The 21,231-nt window shown below is 63.8% G+C and carries 12 protein-coding genes, 1 other RNA gene and 3 pseudogenes; 10 read left to right on the top strand and 6 right to left on the bottom strand.

Annotated features, from left to right (window positions below; translation table 11 throughout):
- Positions 1 to 11: 11 nt before the first annotated feature.
- From smc to WJW29_RS03630, 3 genes and pseudogenes are all read left to right on the top strand, one after another.
- On the top strand, positions 12 to 3,515 hold the full coding sequence (gene smc, locus WJW29_RS03640) for a chromosome segregation protein SMC (protein WP_011408596.1): 3,504 nt from the start codon (positions 12 to 14) through the stop codon (positions 3,513 to 3,515).
- Between the two features lie 56 nt (positions 3,516 to 3,571).
- Entirely contained in the window at positions 3,572 to 4,303 is a 732-nt protein-coding gene (gene zipA / locus WJW29_RS03635; protein WP_011259074.1) for a cell division protein ZipA, read from the top strand.
- Positions 4,304 to 4,309: 6 nt separating this feature from the next.
- Positions 4,310 to 4,691: pseudogene (locus WJW29_RS03630) on the top strand (hypothetical protein).
- A gap of 170 nt (positions 4,692 to 4,861) precedes the next feature.
- Here the strand turns inward: WJW29_RS03630 and WJW29_RS03625 are convergent.
- Positions 4,862 to 5,089 (bottom strand): annotated as a pseudogene (locus tag WJW29_RS03625) (aminotransferase); the annotation flags it as partial.
- 69 nt (positions 5,090 to 5,158) lie between these two features.
- Here WJW29_RS03625 and ligA point away from each other — a divergent pair.
- The 7 genes and pseudogenes from ligA (at position 5,159) to WJW29_RS03590 (ending at position 14,525) form a co-directional block, all read left to right on the top strand.
- Complete coding sequence (gene ligA, locus WJW29_RS03620) at positions 5,159 to 7,684, top strand: NAD-dependent DNA ligase LigA (RefSeq protein WP_011408594.1); 2,526 nt, start codon at positions 5,159 to 5,161, stop codon at positions 7,682 to 7,684.
- On the top strand, positions 7,681 to 8,643 hold the full coding sequence (gene epmA, locus WJW29_RS03615; RefSeq protein ID WP_011259071.1) for an EF-P lysine aminoacylase EpmA: 963 nt from the start codon (positions 7,681 to 7,683) through the stop codon (positions 8,641 to 8,643). Before ligA ends, epmA begins: the two co-directional genes overlap by 4 nt.
- 109 nt (positions 8,644 to 8,752) lie before the next feature.
- Complete coding sequence (locus tag WJW29_RS03610) at positions 8,753 to 9,439, top strand: DUF3011 domain-containing protein (protein WP_041182140.1); 687 nt, start codon at positions 8,753 to 8,755, stop codon at positions 9,437 to 9,439.
- A gap of 62 nt (positions 9,440 to 9,501) precedes the next feature.
- Positions 9,502 to 9,577: non-coding RNA, sX9 sRNA (locus WJW29_RS03605), on the top strand.
- Positions 9,578 to 9,639: 62 nt separating this feature from the next.
- On the top strand, positions 9,640 to 10,704 hold the full coding sequence (mtnA, locus tag WJW29_RS03600) for an S-methyl-5-thioribose-1-phosphate isomerase (RefSeq protein WP_011259069.1): 1,065 nt from the start codon (positions 9,640 to 9,642) through the stop codon (positions 10,702 to 10,704).
- A 210-nt stretch (positions 10,705 to 10,914) separates the two neighbouring features.
- Positions 10,915 to 13,611: a DNA gyrase subunit A gene (gene gyrA / locus WJW29_RS03595; protein ID WP_011259068.1), complete on the top strand. Its 2,697-nt coding sequence runs from the start codon at positions 10,915 to 10,917 to the stop codon at positions 13,609 to 13,611.
- 132 nt (positions 13,612 to 13,743) lie between these two features.
- A pseudogene (locus WJW29_RS03590) lies at positions 13,744 to 14,525 on the top strand (transposase).
- A 121-nt stretch (positions 14,526 to 14,646) separates the two neighbouring features.
- On the opposite strand, the gene WJW29_RS03585 reads toward WJW29_RS03590, so the two are convergent.
- From WJW29_RS03585 to hutH, 5 genes are all read right to left on the bottom strand, one after another.
- Positions 14,647 to 15,375, bottom strand: coding sequence for a hypothetical protein (locus WJW29_RS03585; RefSeq protein ID WP_042464900.1), 729 nt, complete (start codon positions 15,373 to 15,375; stop codon positions 14,647 to 14,649).
- A gap of 129 nt (positions 15,376 to 15,504) precedes the next feature.
- Positions 15,505 to 16,599 (bottom strand): acyltransferase, encoded by a 1,095-nt coding sequence (locus WJW29_RS03580; RefSeq protein ID WP_011408590.1) that lies wholly within the window; start codon positions 16,597 to 16,599, stop codon positions 15,505 to 15,507.
- A gap of 359 nt (positions 16,600 to 16,958) precedes the next feature.
- Positions 16,959 to 18,626, bottom strand: coding sequence for a urocanate hydratase (gene hutU, locus WJW29_RS03575; protein WP_011408589.1), 1,668 nt, complete (start codon positions 18,624 to 18,626; stop codon positions 16,959 to 16,961).
- A gap of 16 nt (positions 18,627 to 18,642) precedes the next feature.
- Positions 18,643 to 19,500: an N-formylglutamate deformylase gene (gene hutG / locus WJW29_RS03570; protein ID WP_011408588.1), complete on the bottom strand. Its 858-nt coding sequence runs from the start codon at positions 19,498 to 19,500 to the stop codon at positions 18,643 to 18,645.
- Positions 19,501 to 19,678: 178 nt separating this feature from the next.
- Entirely contained in the window at positions 19,679 to 21,220 is a 1,542-nt protein-coding gene (gene hutH, locus WJW29_RS03565) for a histidine ammonia-lyase (protein ID WP_011408587.1), read from the bottom strand.
- Between the last annotated feature and the right edge of the window lie 11 nt (positions 21,221 to 21,231).

Here is a 21,231-nt window from a genome sequence, read left to right as displayed (position 1 = left end):
CTCCAGTCCCCATGCGCCTGTCCACGATCAAGCTGTCCGGTTTCAAGTCGTTCGTCGACCCGACCACGTTGCATCTGCCCACCAATATGACCGGCATAGTCGGCCCCAATGGGTGCGGCAAGTCAAACATCATCGACGCGGTGCGCTGGGTGATGGGCGAAAGCTCGGCCAGCCGCCTGCGCGGCGACTCGCTGACCGACGTGATCTTCTCCGGCTCCTCGGCGCGCAAGCCGGTGTCGCAGGCGACGGTGGAGCTGATCTTCGACAATTCCGATCACACCATCAGCGGCGAGTTCGCCTCGTTCAACGAGATATCGGTCAAGCGCCTGGTCAGCCGCGACGGCAACAGCGCCTACTACCTCAACGGCACCAAGTGCCGGCGCCGCGACATCACCGATCTGTTCCTGGGCACCGGCCTTGGGCCGCGCAGCTACTCGATCATCGAGCAGGGCATGATCAGCCAGATCATCGAAGCGCGCCCGGAAGACCTGCGCGTGTATCTGGAAGAAGCCGCCGGCATTTCCAAGTACAAGGAACGTCGCAAGGAAACCGAAACACGCATTCGGCATACGCGCGAAAATCTCGACCGCCTGGGCGACCTGCGCGAGGAAATCACCAAGCAGCTCGCGCATCTGCAGCGCCAGGCGCGACAGGCCGAGCAGTACCAGGCGTTGCAGGAAGAGCGCCGGATCAAGGATGCCGAGTGGAAGGCGCTGGAATACCGCGGCCTGGATGGACAGCTGCAGGGCCTGCGCGAAAAGTTGAATCAGGAAGAGACCCGCCTGCAGCAATTCATCGCCGAACAACGCGATGCCGAAGCGCGTATCGAAACCGGCCGCGTGCGCCGCGAAGAATCTGCCGAAGCGGTGGCCAAGGCGCAGGCCGATGTCTACCAGGTCGGTGGTGCATTGGCGCGCATCGAGCAGCAGATCCAGCATCAGCGCGAGCTCTCGCATCGTTTGCACAAAGCGCGCGATGAGGCGCAGAGCCAGCTGCAGGAATTGACCCAGCACATCAGTGGCGACTCGGCCAAGTTGAGTGTGCTGCGCGAAGCGGTGGCCGCTGCCGAGCCGCAACTGGAACAACTGCGCGAAGACCACGAATTCCGCCAGGAGTCGCTGCGTGAGGCCGAAGCGCGGCTGGCCGACTGGCAGCAGCGCTGGGAAACCCATAACCGCGACACCGGCGAAGCCTCGCGTGCCGGCGAAGTGGAGCGCACGCGCGTCGATTATCTGGACCGCCAGGCGCTGGAAGCCGATCGTCGCCGCGAAGCGCTGGTCAACGAGCGCGCCGGCTTGGATCTGGATGCATTGGCCGAGGCGTTCGAGCAGATCGAACTGCGCCATGAAACCCAGAAGACCTCGCTGGACGGTTTGACCGAGCAGGTCGAAGCGCGCAAGCACGCGCTCGGCGGGCTGCAGGAACAGCAACGGGCAAGCCAGGGCGAGCTGGCCGAAGTGCGCAAGCAGGCGCAGGCTGCGCGCGGTCGGCTGTCGTCGCTGGAAACCTTGCAGCAGGCTGCGCTTGGTCAGGAGCAGGGCGCGGCAGTGGCGTGGCTCAAGTCGCGCGGACTGGATTCGGCAGCGCGCGTGGGCGAGCGCATCAGCGTCCAGAGCGGCTGGGAAAATGCAGTCGAAGGCGCGCTGGGGCAGTTGATCGAAGGCGTGCTGGTGGATGCGCCGGAGCAACTGGTCGACGCGTTGGGCGAGTTGGGCGATGGCCGCATCGCGCTGGTGTCCAGCGCAACCGACAACGCGAACTTCGCGCCGACCTCGTTGGCCGCCAAGGTGCAGGGGCCGATTGCGATCCGTCGCCTGCTCGCACGTCTGCACACCGCCGAGGACCTGGACGCGGCGCGTACGCTGCAACGCAGCCTGCCTGAAGGCGACTCGGTCATCACCCGCAATGGCGAGCGGCTGGGCGAGGGCTGGGTGCGCGTCTCGCGCTCGGGCGCGGCCAAGCAGGGCGCGCTGCTGCGCGAGCGCCAGATCCAGGAGCTACGCACCCAGATCGAAACCTTGCAGGAACGCGAAGCCGAGCTCGAGCACCAGCTCGCCAGCTTCCGCGAACAACTGCTTGCGGCGGAGCAGCAGCGCGAAGACGCGCAGCGCCAGCTGTACATGGCGCACCGCAGCGTTTCCGAACTGGCCGGGCAGTTGCAGAGTCAGCAAGGCAAGGTGGATGCGGCGCGCACGCGCATCGAGCGCATCGAAACCGACCTGTCACAGCTGCTGGAAACCTTGGACACCAGCCGCGAACAGGCACGCGAGGCGCGCGCCAAGCTCGAAGATGCGGTCACCTTGATGGGCGATCTGCAGGGCACGCGCGAAGCGCTGGAAAGCGAGCGTCGTCAGCTCACCGATGCGCGCGATCAAGCGCGCGATGCCGCACGCGGCGTGCGCGATGCGATGCATGCCTTGGCGTTGACGCTGGAATCGCAGCGCACTCAGATTGCCTCGCTGAGTCAGACGCTGGAGCGCATGGATAGCCAGCGCGGCCAGCTTGACACGCGACTGGAAGATCTGGTGGCCCAGCTCAGTGAAGGCGATTCGCCGGTGGAAACGCTGGAGCACGAACATCAGGCCGCCTTGAGCGAGCGCGTGCGCACCGAGCGCGCGCTGGGCGAAGCGCGCACCCTGCTCGACAGTATCGACAGCGAGCTGCGCAGCTTCGAACAGACCCGCCAGCAGCGCGACGAACAGGCGCTGGCGCAGCGCGAACGCATTTCGCAACGCAAGCTCGATCAGCAGGCCTTGGTGCTCAGCGCCGAGCAGTTGTCGGCCGCAGTGGTGAAAGCAGGCTTCGTGCTCGAAGATGTGGTCAATGGCTTGCCCGAGTCGGCCAATCCTGCCGAATGGGAAGCGACCGTCGGCCAGATCGACGGCCGCATGCGGCGCCTGGAGCCGGTGAACCTGGCCGCCATCCAGGAATACGGCGAGGCTGCGCAGCGCTCGGAATATCTGGACGCGCAGAACCTGGACCTCAATACCGCGCTGGAAACGCTGGAAGAAGCCATCCGCAAGATCGACCGCGAAACCCGCGGCCGTTTCAAAGACACCTTCGACCGCGTCAACTCCGGCGTGCAGGCGCTGTATCCGCGCCTGTTCGGCGGCGGGCATGCGTATCTGGAACTCACCGGCGAAGACCTGCTCGACACCGGCGTCACGATCATGGCGCGCCCGCCGGGCAAGCGCGTGTCCAGCATTTCGCTGCTCTCCGGCGGCGAGAAGGCGATGACGGCGGTGGCGCTGGTGTTTGCGATCTTCCAGCTCAACCCCGCGCCATTCTGCTTGCTCGACGAAGTGGACGCACCGCTGGACGAAGCCAATGTCGGCCGCCTGGCCAACATGGTGCGCGAGATGAGCGAGAAGGTGCAGTTCCTGTTCGTCAGCCATAACAAGGCGACCATGGAAGCGGCGCGCCAGTTGTCCGGCGTGACCATGCGCGAGCCGGGCGTCAGCCGGCTGGTCAGCGTGGACCTGGAAGAGGCCGCACGTTTGGCGGGTGCGGCATGACGTGCCATGCTTGTTGGAATCTCGACATCTGTCACTCTTATGCGGAGGCACGCTGAATGTCCGACATGGCCATGATCCGGATCGGGATCCTGATCGCTGGACTGCTGCTGGTCGCGGCCATCTTCCTGTTTGGTCGCCCGAAGCAATCGCCGCAAGGGCGCCGGGTCGACAAGCACGAGGGCCAGCTGCGCGAACGTCGCGAACCGGTGATTTCCAGCGGGCCCGGCGTGGAGGGTGAAGCTGCGGAGCGCGGTGAAGGCATCGAGCAGAGCGAGCTGAACCTGGAAGAGCACGATGCCGCCGGCGGTAACGAGGTCGGCAAACGCCCGAACCAGGAGTTCGACAAGATCGTGTCGTTGTTCGTGGCCGCCAAGGCGGGCCAGGTGCTGCGCGGCGAAGATGTGGTGGTTGCTGCCGAAAAGACCGGACTGGTGTTCGGCCACATGAATGTGTTCCACCGCCTGATGGAAGGGCACCCGGAGCGCGGGCCGATTTTCAGCATGGCAAGCATCCTCAAGCCGGGCAGTTTCGACATGGCCAATATCCGCGAGATGCAGACGCCGGCCATTGCGTTCTTCCTCACGCTGCCGGCGCCGATGACCGCGCTGGATGCCTGGGAAAAAATGCTGCCCACCGTGCAGCGCATGGCCGAATTGCTGGATGGCGTGGTGCTGGACGACAGCCGCAACGCATTGGGCCGCCAGCGCGTGGCGCATATCCGCGACGAACTACGCGCCTACGACCGCCAGCACCAGGCACCGCCGCTGACCAAGTCGCCGCGCTGGTGAGTTGGCATGTTGCGCCTGCGGGGCGTGTTGGCGGTGGCATTGCTGCTGGTGCTGTGGGCGATCCTGGCAATGCCGTTGCTGTGGATCTTTACCAGGCACCGCGCGCCTGCGCAGACGCTCGCGGCACTCGCCGTGGCTGGTCGTGGGCTTTGCCGCTGCGATCGCCTCGCTGGTCGCGCCGATGCCGACGCCCTTCGTCAGCGTGTTCATGCCGCATGCCATCGCGTTGTTGGATCGCCGCTATTCCCTGCACATCCTGCACGGCCCGCCGCTCCTGCACGAGTTGCTGTGATGGAACGCCGGCTCGATGACGCTGACTTTCGTGATCAGCTATTTCTGGATCCGGCGCACGCTGCGCATGCCGGAGCCTGAGGCGTTCGATCAGTAGGAATCCGAAGCCCACTGCCCACGGGAGATGTGGTTGGATGAGGGTGCGCAGCGACGTACTCGTTCAATCGAACAAGGCGAGGCTTCGCTCGCACCTTCATCCGCTTCTTTCGGGGCACCTTCTTCCATGTGAACCGGGTTGGTGGTTCGCTTGATCGAACGCTTCGCCAATTAGCGCTTGGCTTTACCGAACGCCTCGCGGAAGCGCAGCATTTGCGCTTCAGTGCCCACGCTCACATCCACGCGCTTGGGCCAGATCGGCCAGCTGCGGCCGACGATGACGCCTTGCTTCTGCATCGAATCGGCGAACACGCCTGCATCGCGCTTGACGTCCAGCAGGAAGCAGTTGACCTGCGAGGGCAGGCAGGTGTAGCCCTTGCCCTTGAGCCAGTCGATGGTATGTCATCATACCACTTCGCTTGCAGAGCGATAGAATTGAAGATCTTGAGTGGGCAATTGGTTGAGACGATGGAGCAAGGTGTGATTGAGCGGGCACGAGAGCTTCGGCGGCGTATCGAAAATGCTGACCACCGGTATTACGATCTTGCAGATCCTGAAATTACAGATGCTCAGTACGACCAGCTCTTTAGAGAGTTACAGGAACTGGAGCAGAAGTATCCAGAACTAGTCACGGCTGACTCACCGTCCATGAGGGTGGGTGGAGCAGTGCGGAAATCATTTGTAAAAGTTAGACACTCAATCCCCATGCTTTCTTTGGCGAATGCATTTGATGAAGTTGAGGTCAAAAACTTCGTTGATCGAATTTTTCGTCGAATGGGCAGCTCGAACCCGCTCGAATTTTCTGTAGAGCCAAAATTTGATGGTCTAGCAATTAGCTTGCGTTACGAACTAGGCAAGTTCGTTCAAGGTGTGACCCGTGGTGACGGCGATGTTGGCGAGGATGTTAGTGAGAACATTCGGACAATAAGGTCAGTTCCATTGAAATTAAAGGGCAACAACGTTCCGGCTATCTTAGAGGTTCGGGGTGAAGTCTATATGCCACGTGATGGGTTTTCTGAATTCAATAAGCGTGCTATGGCTCGGGGCGAAAAACTTCTCGCCAATCCGAGGAATGGGGCCGCGGGCTCTTTGCGTCAGCTAGATAGTCGTATCTCGGCTCAGCGTCCGCTTTCTTTTTTTGCATATGGGGTAGGGCTCATTCAAGTAGAGCAGGACCTCTTTGAGGAGATTCCGCAAAGTATTGCGTCAACTCATTCAGCAATGCTGGCGCAGCTGCGCGCGTGGGGATTTCCAGTGAGTTCGCTAGTCGAAGTGGTGCAGGGCAGCGACGGTCTGCTGGCGTATTACCAGCGCATCGGTGAGGCGCGCGACGGCTTGCCCTTCGATATCGATGGCGTGGTCTACAAGCTCGACGATCTGGCCGGGCAACGCGAGATGGGCTTCGTCTCGCGTGCGCCGCGTTGGGCGCTTGCGCACAAGTTCCCGGCGCAGGAACAGTCCACCACCGTCGAAGCCATCGAGATCCAGATCGGACGTACCGGTGCGGCCACGCCGGTGGCGCGTTTGAAGCCGGTGCATGTGGCCGGGGTGATCGTCACCAATGCCACGCTGCACAACGCCGACCAGATCGCGCGGCTGGATGTGCGCGTGGGCGATACGGTGATCGTGCGCCGCGCCGGCGATGTGATTCCTGAAGTGGCCGCCGTGGTAGCCGACCAACGCCCTCCCGCAACGCAGTCGTGGCAGATGCCCACGCAATGCCCGGTCTGCGGTTCGGAGATCGTGCGCGAAGAAGGTCAGGCGGTGTGGCGCTGCTCCGGCGAGTTGACCTGCCCGGCGCAGCGCAAGGAAGCCTTCCGGCATTTCGTCTCGCGGCGCGCGATGGATGTGGATGGTCTGGGCGAAAAATTCATCGAGGTGTTGGTCGACAGCGGCGTGGTGCAAGGTGTGGCCGATCTGTATCTGCTCACGGTGGATCAGCTGCTGCAACTGCGCATGATCAGCACGGCCGAAAGTCCGCATGCGTTCTTGCGCGAGGCGCGCGAGCATCTGGCCAGCGGCGCGTATGCACAGCTGGAAGCCACCTTGGTCGGTATCGGCGTGGACCTGGCCGGCGAGCGCGAGGTGCCGCAAACCTGGCAGGCCGATCTACTGCGCGCAGGCCTGCCGACGTTCGACTGGAATCGCAAGAAGATCGCCACCAAGTGGGCAGAGAATCTGATCGAGGCGATTGAAACATCGCGCGACACCACGCTGGAGCGTTTTCTGTTTGCGCTGGGCATCGAACACGTAGGCGAAAGCACGGCGAAGGCGTTGTCGGCGTGGTTTGGCGATCTGGACTTGATTCGTCATCTGCCTTGGCCGCTGTTCAAGCGCGTGCCGGATATCGGTGGAGAAGTGGCGCGTTCGCTGGGGCATTTCTTCGATCAGCCCGGGAATCAGAAGGCCATCGATCATCTGCTGGCGCGCAAGGTGCGCATCGGCGACACCCATCCGCCTTCGCCGAAGCTGCGCGGCGAGCTGCGCTTGGCCAATTTGCTGGAGGACCTGGAGATTCCCAAGGTGACGCCGATTCGCGCCGCCCAGATCGCGACTGCGTTTGGTTCCATCGATGCCCTGCGCAATGGCGGTCCCGAGCCTCTCGTCGAAGCGGGTGTACCGCAGTCAGTGGCCGAGTCGCTCGCGACTTGGCTGTTGGTGCCGGCCAACGACACGCTCGCGGTTAATGCCCAGAAAAAGCTTTCCGCGCTGCTGGCTATGATGCCGGAGGCTGGCGAAGAAAAGACTGGCCCGCTCGATGGACAGACCGTGGTCATCACCGGGACCTTGGCTGCGCTGACGCGCGATGCGGCCAAGCAGCGGCTGGAAGCATTGGGCGCCAAGGTCGCCGGTAGCGTCTCCAAGAAGACGGCGTTTCTGGTGGCCGGCGAAGAAGCCGGTTCCAAGCTCGACAAGGCGCAATCGCTGGGCGTGGAGATCTGGGACGAAGCGCGTCTGCTGGCCTTCCTGGGCGAACACGGCCAACAGCGATGAGCACGGCGCAGCTCGATCTGGCCGCGTTGCAGTTGCGGGCCCGGCTCAACGCCACGATCCGCAACTTCTTCGCCGAGCGCGGCGTGCTGGAAGTGGAAACGCCGGTGCTCTCGCAGGCCGGCAACACCGAACCGAATATCGAAAGTTTCAGCACGCGCTTTACCGGCCATGTCGACGCCGGTGCGCCGGTGCGCTGGTTGCGCACTTCGCCAGAATATCCGCTCAAACGCCTGCTTGCCGCCGGCGCGGGCGATTGCTACGAACTGGGGCGGGTGTTTCGCAATGGCGAAGCCGGTGGCCGCCACAACCCCGAGTTCAGCATGCTCGAGTGGTATCGGATCGGCTGGAACGACCGCAGCCTGGCGCAGGAAACCATCGCGCTGATACGCCGCGCACTCGCGCTGGTCGGCCGCGACGCCGCAGTGCAGGTGCTGACGTATCGTGCACTGTTCGTGCAGAGGTTGGGCATCGACCCGCTGCGCGATCCGATCGAAACGCTACGCGCCGCGCTGCATGACGTGGCCATCGATCCCGCTGGCCTGACCCGCGACGATTGGCTGGACCTGCTGATGACCCATCGCATCCAGCCGGGCTTTGCCAGCGACACGTTGACGGTGGTGCACGACTGGCCAGCCAGCCAGTGCGCACTGGCGCGTGTGCGCCACGACGATCCGCCGGTGGCCGAGCGCTTCGAGCTGTACCTGGGCAGCGTCGAGGTGGCCAATGGCTATCACGAACTGAACGATGCGCAGGAGCAGCGTGCGCGCTTCGTGCGCGACAACGCCGTGCGTGCGGTGCGTGGATTGCCGCAGCTACCGCTGGATGAACGCCTGCTCGCGGTGTTGTCGCAGTTGCCCGACTGCGCCGGTGTGGCGGTGGGTGTGGATCGCTTGTTGATGGCCTTGCGCGGCACCGCGCAGATTGCCGACGTGCTGGCCTTCGACTTCGCCCGCGCCTGAGTCATCGCGCTGTCATCGGCACCGTATTGCTATCTTCACATCGATGATGCTCTCATCTTCACGTACACGGGGGCGCGACGAAGATCGTTTCGGGGTGAGGATTGTCGGCATGAAGTGGCTGATCAGCTTATGCGGTCTGTGGTGCCTGCCGCTGCTGATGCTCGCCGATGCGCCCGCTTCGGACCGCGTGGCCGGCGTGGTGCGCTGCGAGTCCGAGGACCTGGCGCGCGTGCACTGTGCGATGGACACCGCCCAAGGCGTGCAACTGGTGCGCCAACTTTCCGAAACCAGCTGCATCCGCGGCAGCGAATGGGATGTCGAACGCGATGGCGTGTGGGTCGAACAGGGCTGTCGCGCCGAATTCGCAGCGACCCGCGTGCAGGCCGCGACGGTGATGCGCCGCGTAGTGCGTTGCGATTCCAATGGCGGCACGGTGGCATGCCCGGTGGTGCTGCGCGGTGCGCCGGTGCGGCTGCTGCGGCAACGCTCGATGTGGCCGTGCAAGGAAGGGCGCACCTGGGGCGTGCGCCGCAACGAGATCTGGGTGTCGCGTGGCTGCGATGGCGAATTCGAGGTGGGTGCCGAAGACGGCTCCGGCTTCGTCGCGGTGCCGCGCATGGTCACCTGCGAGTCGAAGAAAAGCGCGCGCCGCACCTGCGGTGTGTCGGTGGAACGCGCGGTGCGCCTGGGTCGGCAGATGTCCAAAACGCCATGCGTGGAAGGCCAGACCTGGGGCTGGAGCCGCGATGGGGTGTGGGTGAACGACGGCTGCCGCGCCGAGTTCATCGTCGACTAAGAGCAGCGAACAAAAAACGACTGCGCAGCCGCCAGGAGAGCGCGGCCTGTGCTCGGTGCGGCATGTACCGCTCGTACACTGCGGTACCTCCGCGCCATCCAGGCCCACCTGGCGATTGCTCACTACGTGTTGTTGGCCGTTCTGAGGCAACGCGGCCACCCACCGGCGCAGCCGATGTCCGTGCGCATTACAATGGACGCATGAATGACAGCGCCCATATCGATTACGCCCGCTACGACCACATCCGCCCACTGTTGTGGACCGGCGATGCCCTGGAATTGCTCGACCAACGCAAGCTGCCCTTTGTGGTGGAGCACGTGCGTTGCGACACCAGCGACGCGGTGGCCGAAGCGATCCATTCGCTAGCCGTGCGGGGTGCGCCGGCGATCGGCATCGCAGCCGGGTGGGGCGTGGCGCTGGCCGCGCGCGACATCGCGGCCGACGACGGTAACGCCGCGCTGCAGAAGCTTGAGCCGGCATTGCTGCGGCTCAACGCGGCGCGTCCGACCGCCGTCAACCTGGCCTGGGCGCTGATGCGCATGCGCCGGGTGCTGGGCGCGGCCGGGGCCGACTGGCGCGCAGTGATCGCGCGCGAGGCGCAGGCCATCGCCGATGAAGACCTCGCCGCCAACCGCCATATGGGCGCGCTTGGCGCCGCACTGATCGCGCCGGGCAGCGGTGTGCTGACGCATTGCAATACAGGCTCGCTGGCCACCGCCGGCTTCGGCACCGCCCTCGGCGTGATCCGTGCAGGCATGGCGCAGCAGCGCATCGCCAAGGTCTTCGCCGGCGAGACGCGGCCGTGGCTGCAGGGCGCGCGCCTGACCGTGTGGGAGCTGCAGCAGGACGGCATCGACGCCACCCTGATCGCCGATTCCGCCGCCTCGCATCTGATGAAATCCGGGCTGGTGCAGTGGGTGATCGTCGGCGCCGATCGCATCTGCGCTAATGGCGATACTGCCAACAAGATCGGCACTTACCAGCTGGCGATCGCCGCGCGCCACCATGGCGTCAAATTCATGGTGGTGGCGCCGTCGTCTACGGTGGATATGGCGACCGCCAGTGGCGACCAGATCGAGATCGAGCAGCGCGATCCAGGCGAATTGTTTGGCGTGGGCGGTGTCAGGACGGTGGCCGACGGTATTCATGCCTGGAACCCGGTGTTCGACGTGACCCCCGGCGATCTGATCGATGCAATCGTCACCGAGCGTGGCGTCATCGCGCAGCCGGACCAGGCGCGGATGCAGGCGGCCTTCGGCAACTGAGCCCGACGCGGCGCCGACAGGCTGCCAGCGCCGCTCAAACTCCGCGCAAGTGCTTGTTTCTGCCTGGTAAACCGGAGGCATCGGGGTGGCCTGCCGTGGTACAATCTGGCACTTGAGTCGATCGGCGGGAGCGTAGGGGAGGCAGCCTGATGCAAGGGCGCCCCCGACGCGGCTTTCCGGCTCGCCCGCTACCTCACTTACGGAACCCGAATGGCAGAAACCGCCAAGGAAATCATCCAGGTCAACCTGGAAGACGAGATGCGCAAGAGTTATCTCGATTACGCGATGAGCGTGATCGTGGGCCGCGCACTCCCCGATGCCCGTGATGGCCTCAAGCCCGTGCACCGACGCGTGTTATTCGCGATGCACGAGCTGGGCGCACACAGCAACAAGGCCTACTTCAAGTCGGCGCGTATCGTCGGCGACGTCATCGGTAAATACCACCCGCACGGCGACCAGTCGGTATACGACACGCTGGTGCGCATGGCGCAGCCGTTTTCGCTGCGTTACATGATGGTGGACGGCCAGGGTAACTTCGGTTCGGTCGACGGCGACTCCGCCGCGGCGATGCGTTATACCGAGTCGCGCATGTCGCGGCTGGCGCATGAGCTGATGGCCGACATCGACAAGGAAACCGTCGATTTCCAGCCTAATTACGACGAAAAGGAACAGGAACCGACGGTCATGCCGACCCGGTTCCCGAGCCTGCTGGTCAACGGCTCGGCCGGTATCGCGGTGGGCATGGCCACCAATATCCCGCCGCATAACCTGACCGAGGCGATCAACGCCTGCATCGCGCTGATCGACACCCCGGAGCTGGATGTCGAAGGCCTGATGGAATACATCCCGGGCCCGGATTTCCCCACCGCCGGCATCATCAACGGCACCGCCGGCATTGCCGCCGGCTATCGCACCGGCCGTGGCCGCGTGCGCATCCGTGCCAAGGCCGATGTGGAAGTGGCCGACAACGGCCGCGAGGCGATCGTCGTCACCGAGATCCCGTACCAGGTCAACAAGGCGCGGCTGATCGAAAAGATTGCCGAGCTGGTCAAGGAAAAGAAGCTTGAAGGCATCAGCGAGCTGCGCGATGAGTCCGACAAGGACGGCATGCGCATCTACATCGAAATCAAGCGCGGCGAATCGGCCGAGGTTGTGCTCAACAACCTGTATCAGCAGACCCAGATGGAATCGGTGTTCGGCATCAACATGGTGGCGCTGATCGACGGCCGCCCGCAGTTGATGAACCTCAAGCAGATGCTGGAGGCGTTCATTCGCCACCGCCGCGAGGTGGTCACCCGCCGCACCATTTTCGAACTGCGCAAGGCGCGTGCGCGTGCGCACGTGTTGGAAGGCCTGACCGTTGCGTTGGCCAACATCGATGAAATGATCGAGTTGATCAAGACCTCGGCCAACCCGCAGGAAGCGCGCGAGCGCATGCTGGCCAAGACCTGGCAACCGGGTCTGGTCGGTGCGCTGCTGGGCGCAGCCGGTGCCGAAGCGTCCAAGCCGGAAGATCTGCCGCCGGGCGTTGGCCTGATCAAGGGTTTCTATCAGCTCAGCGAAGTGCAGGCCTCGCAGATTCTGGAAATGCGTCTGCATCGTCTGACTGGCCTGGAACAGGAAAAGCTGACCGACGAGTACAAGCAACTGCTCGGGGTCATCGAAGGCCTGATCCGCATCCTGGAAAATCCGGATGTGCTGCTGCAGGTGATCCGCGACGAGCTGATCAATATCCGCGAGGAATACGGCGACGAACGCCGCACCGAGATCCGTCACAGCGAAGAAGACCTGGATATCCTGGATCTGATTGCGCCGGAAGACGTGGTGGTGACGCTCTCGCACGCCGGTTATGCCAAGCGGCAGCCGGTAAGCGCGTATCGCGCGCAGCGGCGTGGTGGCCGTGGCCGTTCTGCCGCGGCGACCAAGGAAGAAGATTTCATCGACCAGCTGTGGTTGGTCAACACGCACGACACGCTGCTGACCTTCACCAGCAGCGGCAAGGTGTTCTGGCTGCCGGTGCATCAATTGCCGGAGGCCGGCTCCAATGCGCGTGGCCGCCCGATCATCAACTGGATTCCGCTGGAAGCCGGCGAGCGCGTGCAGGCGGTGCTGCCGGTGCGCGAATATGTTGACAATCGTTATGTGTTCTTCGCTACCCGCAACGGTACGGTCAAGAAGACCTCGCTGAGCGAATTCGCCTTCCGTCTGGCGCGCGGCAAGATCGCGATCAATCTGGATGAAGGCGATGCACTGATCGGTGTGGCATTGACCGACGGCGACCGCGACGTGTTGCTGTTCGCCTCCAACGGCAAGACCGTGCGCTTTGGCGAATCCACCGTGCGTTCGATGGGCCGCACCGCCACCGGCGTGCGCGGTATCCGTCTGACCAAGGGCGAAGAGGTGGTGAGCCTGATCGTGGCTGAGCGTGCCGGCGGCGCCGATGAAGAGATCGAAGCCGACGATGTCGATGATGTGGTCGAAACCACCGATGGCGCTGAAACTGCGGTCATCGAGGTTGCTGATGACGGCAACGTGGCCTACATCCTGACCGCCACCGAGAACGGCTACGGCAAGCGCACTCCGCTGGCCGAATATCCGCGCAAGGGGCGCGGCACGCAGGGCGTGATCGGCATCCAGACCACCGAGCGCAACGGCAAGTTGGTGCGTGCAGTGCTGCTGGGGGCCACCGACGAAGTGCTGCTGATTTCCGATGGCGGCACGCTGGTGCGTACACGTGGTTCGGAGATCTCGCGCGTGGGCCGTAACACGCAGGGCGTCACGCTGATCCGCTTGTCCAAGGGCGAAAAGTTGCAGGCAGTGGAACGCCTGGATGCATCGCTGGACGAGGTGGAAGATGTAGCAGGCGAGGCGGCTGTTGCCAGCGATACGCCGCCTGCAGACGCCTGACGGCCACAGCCAGTCGCAGAGCGATCAAAGCAAACGCCGGCGTACTACCGGCGTTGTTTATGGGCGACGTCCGCCCGATTTTGAGTAGCATCTCAGTTTGGAGTCCAATTCCCTACCCCGAGGAGATTGGACGTGAAGAAGCGTTTTTCCGAAGAGCAGATCATCGGCTTCCTGCGCGAAGCCGAGGCCGGTGTGGCGATCAAGGACCTGTGCCGGCGGCATGGCTTCAGTGAGGCGTCCTACTACCTGTGGCGCGGCAAGTTCGGCAGCATGAGCGTGCCAGATGCCAAGTGGCTCAAGGACCTGGAGGCCGAGAACACGCGACTGAAGAAGTTGCTGGCTGAGCAGGTGTTCCAGAACGACCTGATCAAGGATGCGCTGCAAAAACAATGGTGAGCGCACCGGCGCGTCGTGCGCTGGTGCGCGAGTGGATCGAAGGTGGCGCCAGCGAGCGCTGCGCCCTGGCGGCGATCGGCATGAGCGCCAGTGCGCTGCGCTATCGCCCGCGCGAGGACCGCAACGTTGAGTTGCGCGAGCGCATCCTTGCGTTGGCGCATCGCCATCGCCGCTATGGCGTGGGGATGATCTCTCTCAAGCTGCGGCAGGAAGGTCGTCTCGTGAACTATAAGCGGGTGGAGCGGCTGTATCGCCAGCAGCAGCTACAAGTCCGGCACCGCAAGCGCAAGAAGGTACCGGTTGGCGAGCGTCAGCCGCTGCTGCGGCCAGCGCAGGCCAACCCGGTGTGGTCGATGGACGTCGTGTTCGACCGCACCGCCGAAGGCCGAGTGATCAAGTGCCTGGTGATCGTGGACGACTACAACCAACACCGCCCAAAGAAAGCAATCGGCGCAATGACGCAGGCAACGTATGCCCAGCAGTTGGCCAATAGCGATATCATCAACCCCGGACTCTAAACCCGACTGCTACTCAGGATGGGGGGACGTCGCAAGGACAGCAAGGCGGTGGTCGCGATGGTGTCGGGCGTCGAGGCCGACAAGCCGGGTTGGGCGCTGCGCGATGAAGCGCTTGGACAACTCACCCAACGTTCGCGGTCACCTCGTCGTTCTGCACCGCATCTTGCACATCCTGCGCCAGCGTCGCCTTGACGATGATCGAGCGGATCGCATCGGTGGCCTCGGACAGCGGCACATCGTGACTCAATCGCTGGAAGGTATCGCGGCTGTTGTAGCCGGAGCCATCCTTCAAGTAATGCTCATACATCGACAGCAGATCCTGGCAAGCCGTGATCAGTGCAGCAACATTGCCGTGCACCAGTGCGTGACCCAGCTGATCGAAGCTGTGCAAACAGTCGGCAAGCCAGTGCAGGTCGTAGCGCGCGGTCGCCGGCTCGGGTGCATTGTGGCCGCGGCTGTAGGCGCTGTAGCGACGCAGGATGCGCGCCACGCGTGCGACATGCCCGAAGAGCGTGCCGATCTCGCTGGCGATATCCAACCGCTGCACCAGCACCATCGGAATCACCTGGCCGGCAGTGGCCGCCTGCTGCTCCGAGGCGTTCTGCTCCTGCTGCTCCAGCGATTGCTTGAGCACGGCATAGCTGCGCTGCAACGATTCCAGTTCCAGCGTGGTGGCCGCCGCACGCGCCTTCTGTTGCGACAGCGCCGCCTGATAGCTACCGAGGCGGTCCTGCGTGCTGGCAAGCTCGCTCGATTCGGCACGCAACTGGCGACCGCGCACGAATGCCAGTGCGGTGGCGATCAGCGCCCACAGTGCGGACGCAGGCACCAGGTAGATCAAGATGCCCATGGGAGATTCCTCGAAACGTTGCATATCTTGTCGGCCTGACAATGACGTTCTTGAGGGATCTCGGTTTGTGCGGCGACAAAGGTCACCAACAGGAATGCTGCCGTCCCGCCATCGGCCACGACGTGGGCGTCAGGGAGTTCGCCCTGGCTGCACATCCGTTGGTACAGAGGTGACCGCCGATGACGGTACGGGCGCGGTGCGCGGGGGCAGCAACAGACGCGTGCCCAGCCGGCGCAGTGCCGTATTTCCCGGCATTTCAACCAGCCGATACATCGACCAGGCCGCCGCGATGGTGATGGCGCCGATAGGCAAGGCCAGGGCCGGTCTTGGTTGCATGCCGTCCATGACCACCAGCGCAGCATAGATGATCGGAATATTGAGCAAATACACCGAGAAACTGCATTCACCGATAAGCATCGTCAGCCGGTTGCCGAGCAGGCGCTTGCTGAGAGCGGTATCGAACGAGAACAGGAACACGAAGATTCCGGCAAAGCCAGCCGTCTCCAAGGTCAGATAGAGCTCGCGCTTTGAACCGAGATCGACATCGACAACACCCGCGATGACGGCCAGCACCAGCGCGATGACGCCAGCCTGCAGAAAGGCCAGCGTGGTCATGTTGACGCCGGCCACGACCCGGGTCCGCACCAAGCCCAATACCACGCCGGCCAGGAAGTAATGGATCTTTGAGCCGACGAAGGTGCCCGGCAAATGGGCCCTGTAAGCGATAAGCATCAGGATGCTGCCGAGCACCGCCACCATCAGGGTGACATTGCTCCTGGTGCGGGACGCATGCAACGCAAACCAGATGCCGACGAAGATCACGTAGAACTGGACTTCGGGTGGAATGCTCCAGAGCGCAGACACGTTACCGGAGAACAAAAGGTGACGCAGCAGGTTGTCGTTGCTGATCGCGTAGACGAAATGTGGGTCGATCAGGTTGTAGATCAGATAGGACGCCAGCACGACGGTCAGATAGGCCGGCGCAATACGGGAGGACCTGGAAATTGCGTAGCGCGCCACTGAGGGGTAGCTGGCATCCTTTTCTCCGTAGAGAAATGCCATCAGAAAACCGCTCAGGGTAAAGAACACCATCACGCCCATCTCGCCTGGAAACAGATGGGTATCGGTGAAGAATTTTTCTTCCGTCAGATGAGCATAAACGACAAGTAATGCAGCAAGGCCGCGAATACCGGTCAACGAATCGATGCGCTGTTCCTGCTGCATGAGTGGGGGCTCTCAGTGGGAGACATACGAAAACCCGCGCCTGCCGGAGGCGCGATGTCGCTTGCGTGCGCTGACGCCTCAGGACGTCAGGTGTTTGCGTGCGTTGCCGCCTCAGGGCGGCAGGCGTCTGTGTGCGTTGCCGCCTCAGGGCGGGCAGGCGTTTACCCTGCTTCGCCCGACTCGCTGAAAACTTACTTGGCTTGCAACTTCAAGCCTATGGTATCGCGCGCAGTCGGCAAGAAGATTGATCAATATCACTCTACGCCGAACTCGGGAGCTAACCGGCAGCGCATGTGTGTATCCCGAATTGGTGTGTAAGGCCCAGTGGATGCATGCGTGTCATGGGCCAGGTTGAGGTATCAGCCCAAAATTCCAGGCAAATCCAGCCCTTTTTCCTTGGCGCAATCGGTTGCAATGGCGTAACCGGCATCGGCGTGGCGCATCACGCCGGTGGCCGGGTCGTTCCAGAGCACGCGTTCCAGGCGCTTGTCGGCGGCCTCGCTGCCATCGCAGACGATGACCATGCCGGCGTGTTGCGAGAACCCCATGCCGACGCCGCCGCCGTGGTGCAGCGATACCCAGGTGGCGCCGCTGGCGGTGTTGAGCAGGGCGTTGAGCAGCGGCCAGTCGGAAACCGCGTCCGAGCCGTCGGCCATCGCTTCGGTTTCGCGATTGGGCGAGGCCACGCTGCCGGAATCCAGATGGTCGCGGCCGATCACCACCGGCGCCTTCAGTTCGCCGCTGCGGACCATGGCATTGAAGGCCAGGCCCAGCCGGTGGCGGTCGCCCAGGCCCACCCAGCAGATGCGCGCGGGCAGGCCCTGGAAGGCGATCTTTTCGGCCGCCATGTCGAGCCAGCGATGCAGGTGCGCATCGTCGGGAATGAGTTCCTTGACCTTGGCGTCGGTCTTGGCGATATCGTCCGGGTCGCCACTGAGCGCGACCCAGCGGAACGGGCCAATACCGCGACAAAACAGCGGGCGGATGTAGGCGGGTACGAAGCCGGGGAAATCGAATGCGTTATCGATGCCGGCTTCCAGCGCCATCTGGCGCAGGTTGTTGCCGTAGTCCACGGTGGGCACGCCCAGCGCATGGAAAGTGAGCATGGCGCGGATGTGGTTGGCCATCGAATCGCGCGCGGCGGCTTCCACTTCCTTCGGTGCGCTGACGCGCTTGTCGTCCCATTCGTCCACGCTCCAGCCCTGCGGCAGGTAGCCGTTGACCGGATCGTGCGCCGAGGTCTGGTCGGTCAACAGATCCGGCTTGATCCCGCGCAGCAGCAGTTCGTCCAGCATGTCGGCGACATTGCCGAGCAGGCCGACCGACAGCGGTTTTTTCGCGGTGCACGAGTCTTCGATCAAGCGCAGCGCTTCATCCAGCGAATCGGTCCAGGTATCGAGATAGCCGGTGCGCAGGCGCATGTCGATGCTGCTCTTGCGGCACTCCACCGCCAGGCATGAGGCGCCGGCCATCACCGCGGCCAGCGGTTGCGCGCCGCCCATGCCGCCAAGCCCGCCGGTGAACAACCACTTGCCGGCCAGGTTGCCGGCGTAGTGCTGGCGGCCCATTTCCACGAAGGTTTCGTAGGTGCCCTGCACGATGCCTTGCGCGCCGATGTAGATCCAGCTGCCGGCGGTCATCTGGCCATACATGGCCAAGCCCTTTTGATCGAGTTCATTGAAGTGGTCCCAGGTGGCCCAGCGCGGCACCAGGTTGGAATTGGCGATCAGCACGCGCGGTGCATCGGCGTGGGTGCGGAACACGCCCACCGGTTTGCCGGACTGCACCAGCAGGGTCTGGTCGTCGTCAAGACGGGTGAGCGCAGCGATGATGGCATCGAAGGATTCCCAATCGCGCGCGGCACGGCCAATGCCGCCGTACACCACCAGTTCCTGCGGGCGCTCGGCCACGTCCAGGTCCAGGTTGTTCATCAACATGCGCAGCGGCGCTTCGGTGAGCCAGCTCTTGGCGGTGAGCGTGGTGCCGGTGGCGGCGCGGATGACGCGGCTTGCATCGTGACGGGTCATGCCGGGTTCCTTGCAATCAGCGGGTGGCCGCAGGCGGCGCGGCGTCGGAAGAGGGGGTGTTGGCGAACTGCAGGCAGGCCAGCAGTACATGGCGTAGCACCGCGCGCAATACGACGGCGTGCACCGGCTGCCACGGCATCGGCCAGTTCTCGGGAGTGAGGATGTCCGGCTCGCGCATGTAGCCGCGGCAGGCCAGTTCCATCTGCAATGTGTGCACGCCATGTTCGGGGTGCGCGTAGTGGCGGGTGATCCAGCCGCCCTTGAAGCGCCCGTTGCGTACCGTGCTGGAGCCGCTGCTGCGGCACAGGCTCTCTACCGCATCGACCAGGCGTGGGTCGCAGCTGCGGTCGTCGTTGCTGCCGATATTGAACTGCGGCAATTCGCCATCGAACAGATGCGGGATGAACGAGCGGATCGAATGCGCATCGTAGACCACGATCTTCGCGTGCTGCGTGCGCAGCCGTGCAATCTCGTCGGCAAGCGCTGCGTGGTACGGGTCGAACCAGCGCGTGCGACGCAACGCGATTTGCGCCTCATCCGGCGCAGCGCCATCGACATACAACGGCTGATTGTCGAAGGTGGTGAGCGGGCACAGACCGGTGGTGTTCTGGCCCGGATACAGCGATGCCCCGCTGGGGTCGCGATTGACGTCGATGACCGAGCGCGAGATCGCGGTGCGCAGCGTGGTGGCGCCCAGCGACTGTGCGAAATCGTAGAGCTGATGCACCCACCAATCGGTATCGCGGCGCGCCAGCCACGGCGAAACGAACTGGTCGGCCACGTCCTCCGGTAACTCGGCGCCGGTGTGCGGAAAACTGATGATCAACGGCGCCTCGCCGCGGTGGAGTTCTAACCAGTCGGGCAGGGCGTTCATTGCTGCGCTCCATGTATAAGTGCTGCGAGCGTGCGGCATGCGGTGCGCAGCAGTTGCGCGTTGTGGATGCGTCGCGTGCGCCGTGCCGCGTCATCGCATGTGCTTGGAGATATCGCGAAAGATTGCCGTTGCGATTGCGAAGATGTAGGTATCGACCCGCTGCATGAGAGCTGCCAACTCATACGTCGTGCTCCACGCCCGGCAACGCAATCGCCACCGCCTGCGCCAGCGCGCCCGAGCGTACCAAGGCGCTGGCAGCCAACATGTCGGGATGGAAATAGCGATCGTCCTGCAGTGTTGGTACATGCGCGCGCAACAGGGCACGCGCGGCTTCCAGTGCGGCGCTGGAGCGCAGCGGCGCATGGAAATCGCAGCCTTGTGCGGCGGCCAGCAGTTCGATGCCGATCACATGCGCGGCGTTCTCTGCCATCGCCAGCAGACGGCGCGCACCGTGGGCGGCCATCGACACGTGATCTTCCTGATTGGCCGAGGTCGGAATCGAATCGACGCTGGCCGGATACGCGCGCTGTTTGTTTTCCGACACCAGCGCCGCGGCGGTGACCTGCGGAATCATGAAGCCGGAGTTCAAGCCCGGGCGCGGGGTGAGGAAGGCGGGCAGGCCGGACAGGGCAGGGTCCACCAGCATGGCGGTGCGGCGTTCGCTGATCGAGCCGATTTCGCACACCGCCATCGCCAGCATGTCGGCGGTGAAGGCCACCGGCTCGGCGTGGAAATTGCCACCAGACAAGGCTTCGCCGGTATCGCTGAAGACCAGCGGGTTATCGGACACGCCATTGGCTTCGATCTCCAGCGTGCGCGCGGCCTGGCGCATGATGTCCAACGCCGCTCCCATCACCTGTGGCTGGCAGCGCAGGCAGTACGGGTCCTGCACGCGCCCATCGCCAAGCCGATGCGATTCGCGAATGGCCGAATCCGTCATCAAGGCGCGCAACGCCGCCGCGGTGGCGATCTGTCCCGGCTGCCCGCGCAATGCGTGGATGCGCGCATCGAAGGGCGTATCCGAGCCCTTGGCCGCTTCTACCGACAACGCGCCGGCGACCAGCGCGGCCTGCAACACGGTTTCGATCTCAAACACACCGGCCAGGGCGCAGGCGGTGGAAAACTGGGTGCCATTGAGCAGCGCCAAGCCTTCTTTCGCGCCCAGCACGCGGGGCTGCAATTGCGCCTGTGCCAGTGCGTCAGCAGCAGATAGGCGCTGGTTGCCGACGAAGGCTTCGCCAACGCCGATCATCACCGCGGCCAGATGCGACAGCGGCGCCAGATCGCCGGAGGCACCCACCGATCCCTGGCATGGCACCACCGGGGTGATGCCATGGCGCAGCATCGCTTCCAGCAGTGCCAGCGTGTCCGGCTGCACGCCGGAAGCGCCCTGGGCCAGGCTGGTGAGCTTGAGCGCCATCATCAGCCGCACCACCGGCACCGGGGTGGGCTCGCCGACACCGGCTGCATGCGAGAGCACGATATTACGCTGCAGGGTCTGCAGATCCTCCCGCTCGATGCGTACGCTGGCCAGCTTGCCGAAGCCGGTATTGACCCCATACACCGGCTCGCCACGCGCAACGATGGCCTCCACCGTTTGCGCGCTGTGCAGCACGGCAGCGGCGCATGCATCGTCCACTGCGACCTCGGCACCGCGATACAGCGCACGCCATTGCGTCAGTGTGACCTGGCCGGGCTGCAAGACAACAGAAACAGGCATGACGACTCCGG

Source organism: Xanthomonas sp. JL1 (genome assembly GCF_038405005.1).
The sequence above is the reverse complement of the archived record's forward strand: the minus strand, read 5'-3'. Positions and strand labels throughout refer to the sequence as shown.

Excerpts from the sequence above, each read along its gene's own strand:
- smc (WP_011408596.1), top strand. The coding sequence starts at position 12 with ATGCGCCTGTCCACGATCAAGCTGTCCGGTTTCAAGTCGTTCGTCGAC.
- zipA (WP_011259074.1), top strand. The coding sequence starts at position 3,572 with ATGTCCGACATGGCCATGATCCGGATCGGGATCCTGATCGCTGGACTG.
- ligA (WP_011408594.1), top strand. The coding sequence starts at position 5,159 with ATGGAGCAAGGTGTGATTGAGCGGGCACGAGAGCTTCGGCGGCGTATC.
- epmA (WP_011259071.1), top strand. The coding sequence starts at position 7,681 with ATGAGCACGGCGCAGCTCGATCTGGCCGCGTTGCAGTTGCGGGCCCGG.
- WJW29_RS03610 (WP_041182140.1), top strand. The coding sequence starts at position 8,753 with ATGAAGTGGCTGATCAGCTTATGCGGTCTGTGGTGCCTGCCGCTGCTG.
- mtnA (WP_011259069.1), top strand. The coding sequence starts at position 9,640 with ATGAATGACAGCGCCCATATCGATTACGCCCGCTACGACCACATCCGC.
- gyrA (WP_011259068.1), top strand. The coding sequence starts at position 10,915 with ATGGCAGAAACCGCCAAGGAAATCATCCAGGTCAACCTGGAAGACGAG.
- WJW29_RS03585 (WP_042464900.1), bottom strand. The coding sequence starts at position 15,375 with ATGGGCATCTTGATCTACCTGGTGCCTGCGTCCGCACTGTGGGCGCTG.
- WJW29_RS03580 (WP_011408590.1), bottom strand. The coding sequence starts at position 16,599 with ATGCAGCAGGAACAGCGCATCGATTCGTTGACCGGTATTCGCGGCCTT.
- hutU (WP_011408589.1), bottom strand. The coding sequence starts at position 18,626 with ATGACCCGTCACGATGCAAGCCGCGTCATCCGCGCCGCCACCGGCACC.
- hutG (WP_011408588.1), bottom strand. The coding sequence starts at position 19,500 with ATGAACGCCCTGCCCGACTGGTTAGAACTCCACCGCGGCGAGGCGCCG.
- hutH (WP_011408587.1), bottom strand. The coding sequence starts at position 21,220 with ATGCCTGTTTCTGTTGTCTTGCAGCCCGGCCAGGTCACACTGACGCAA.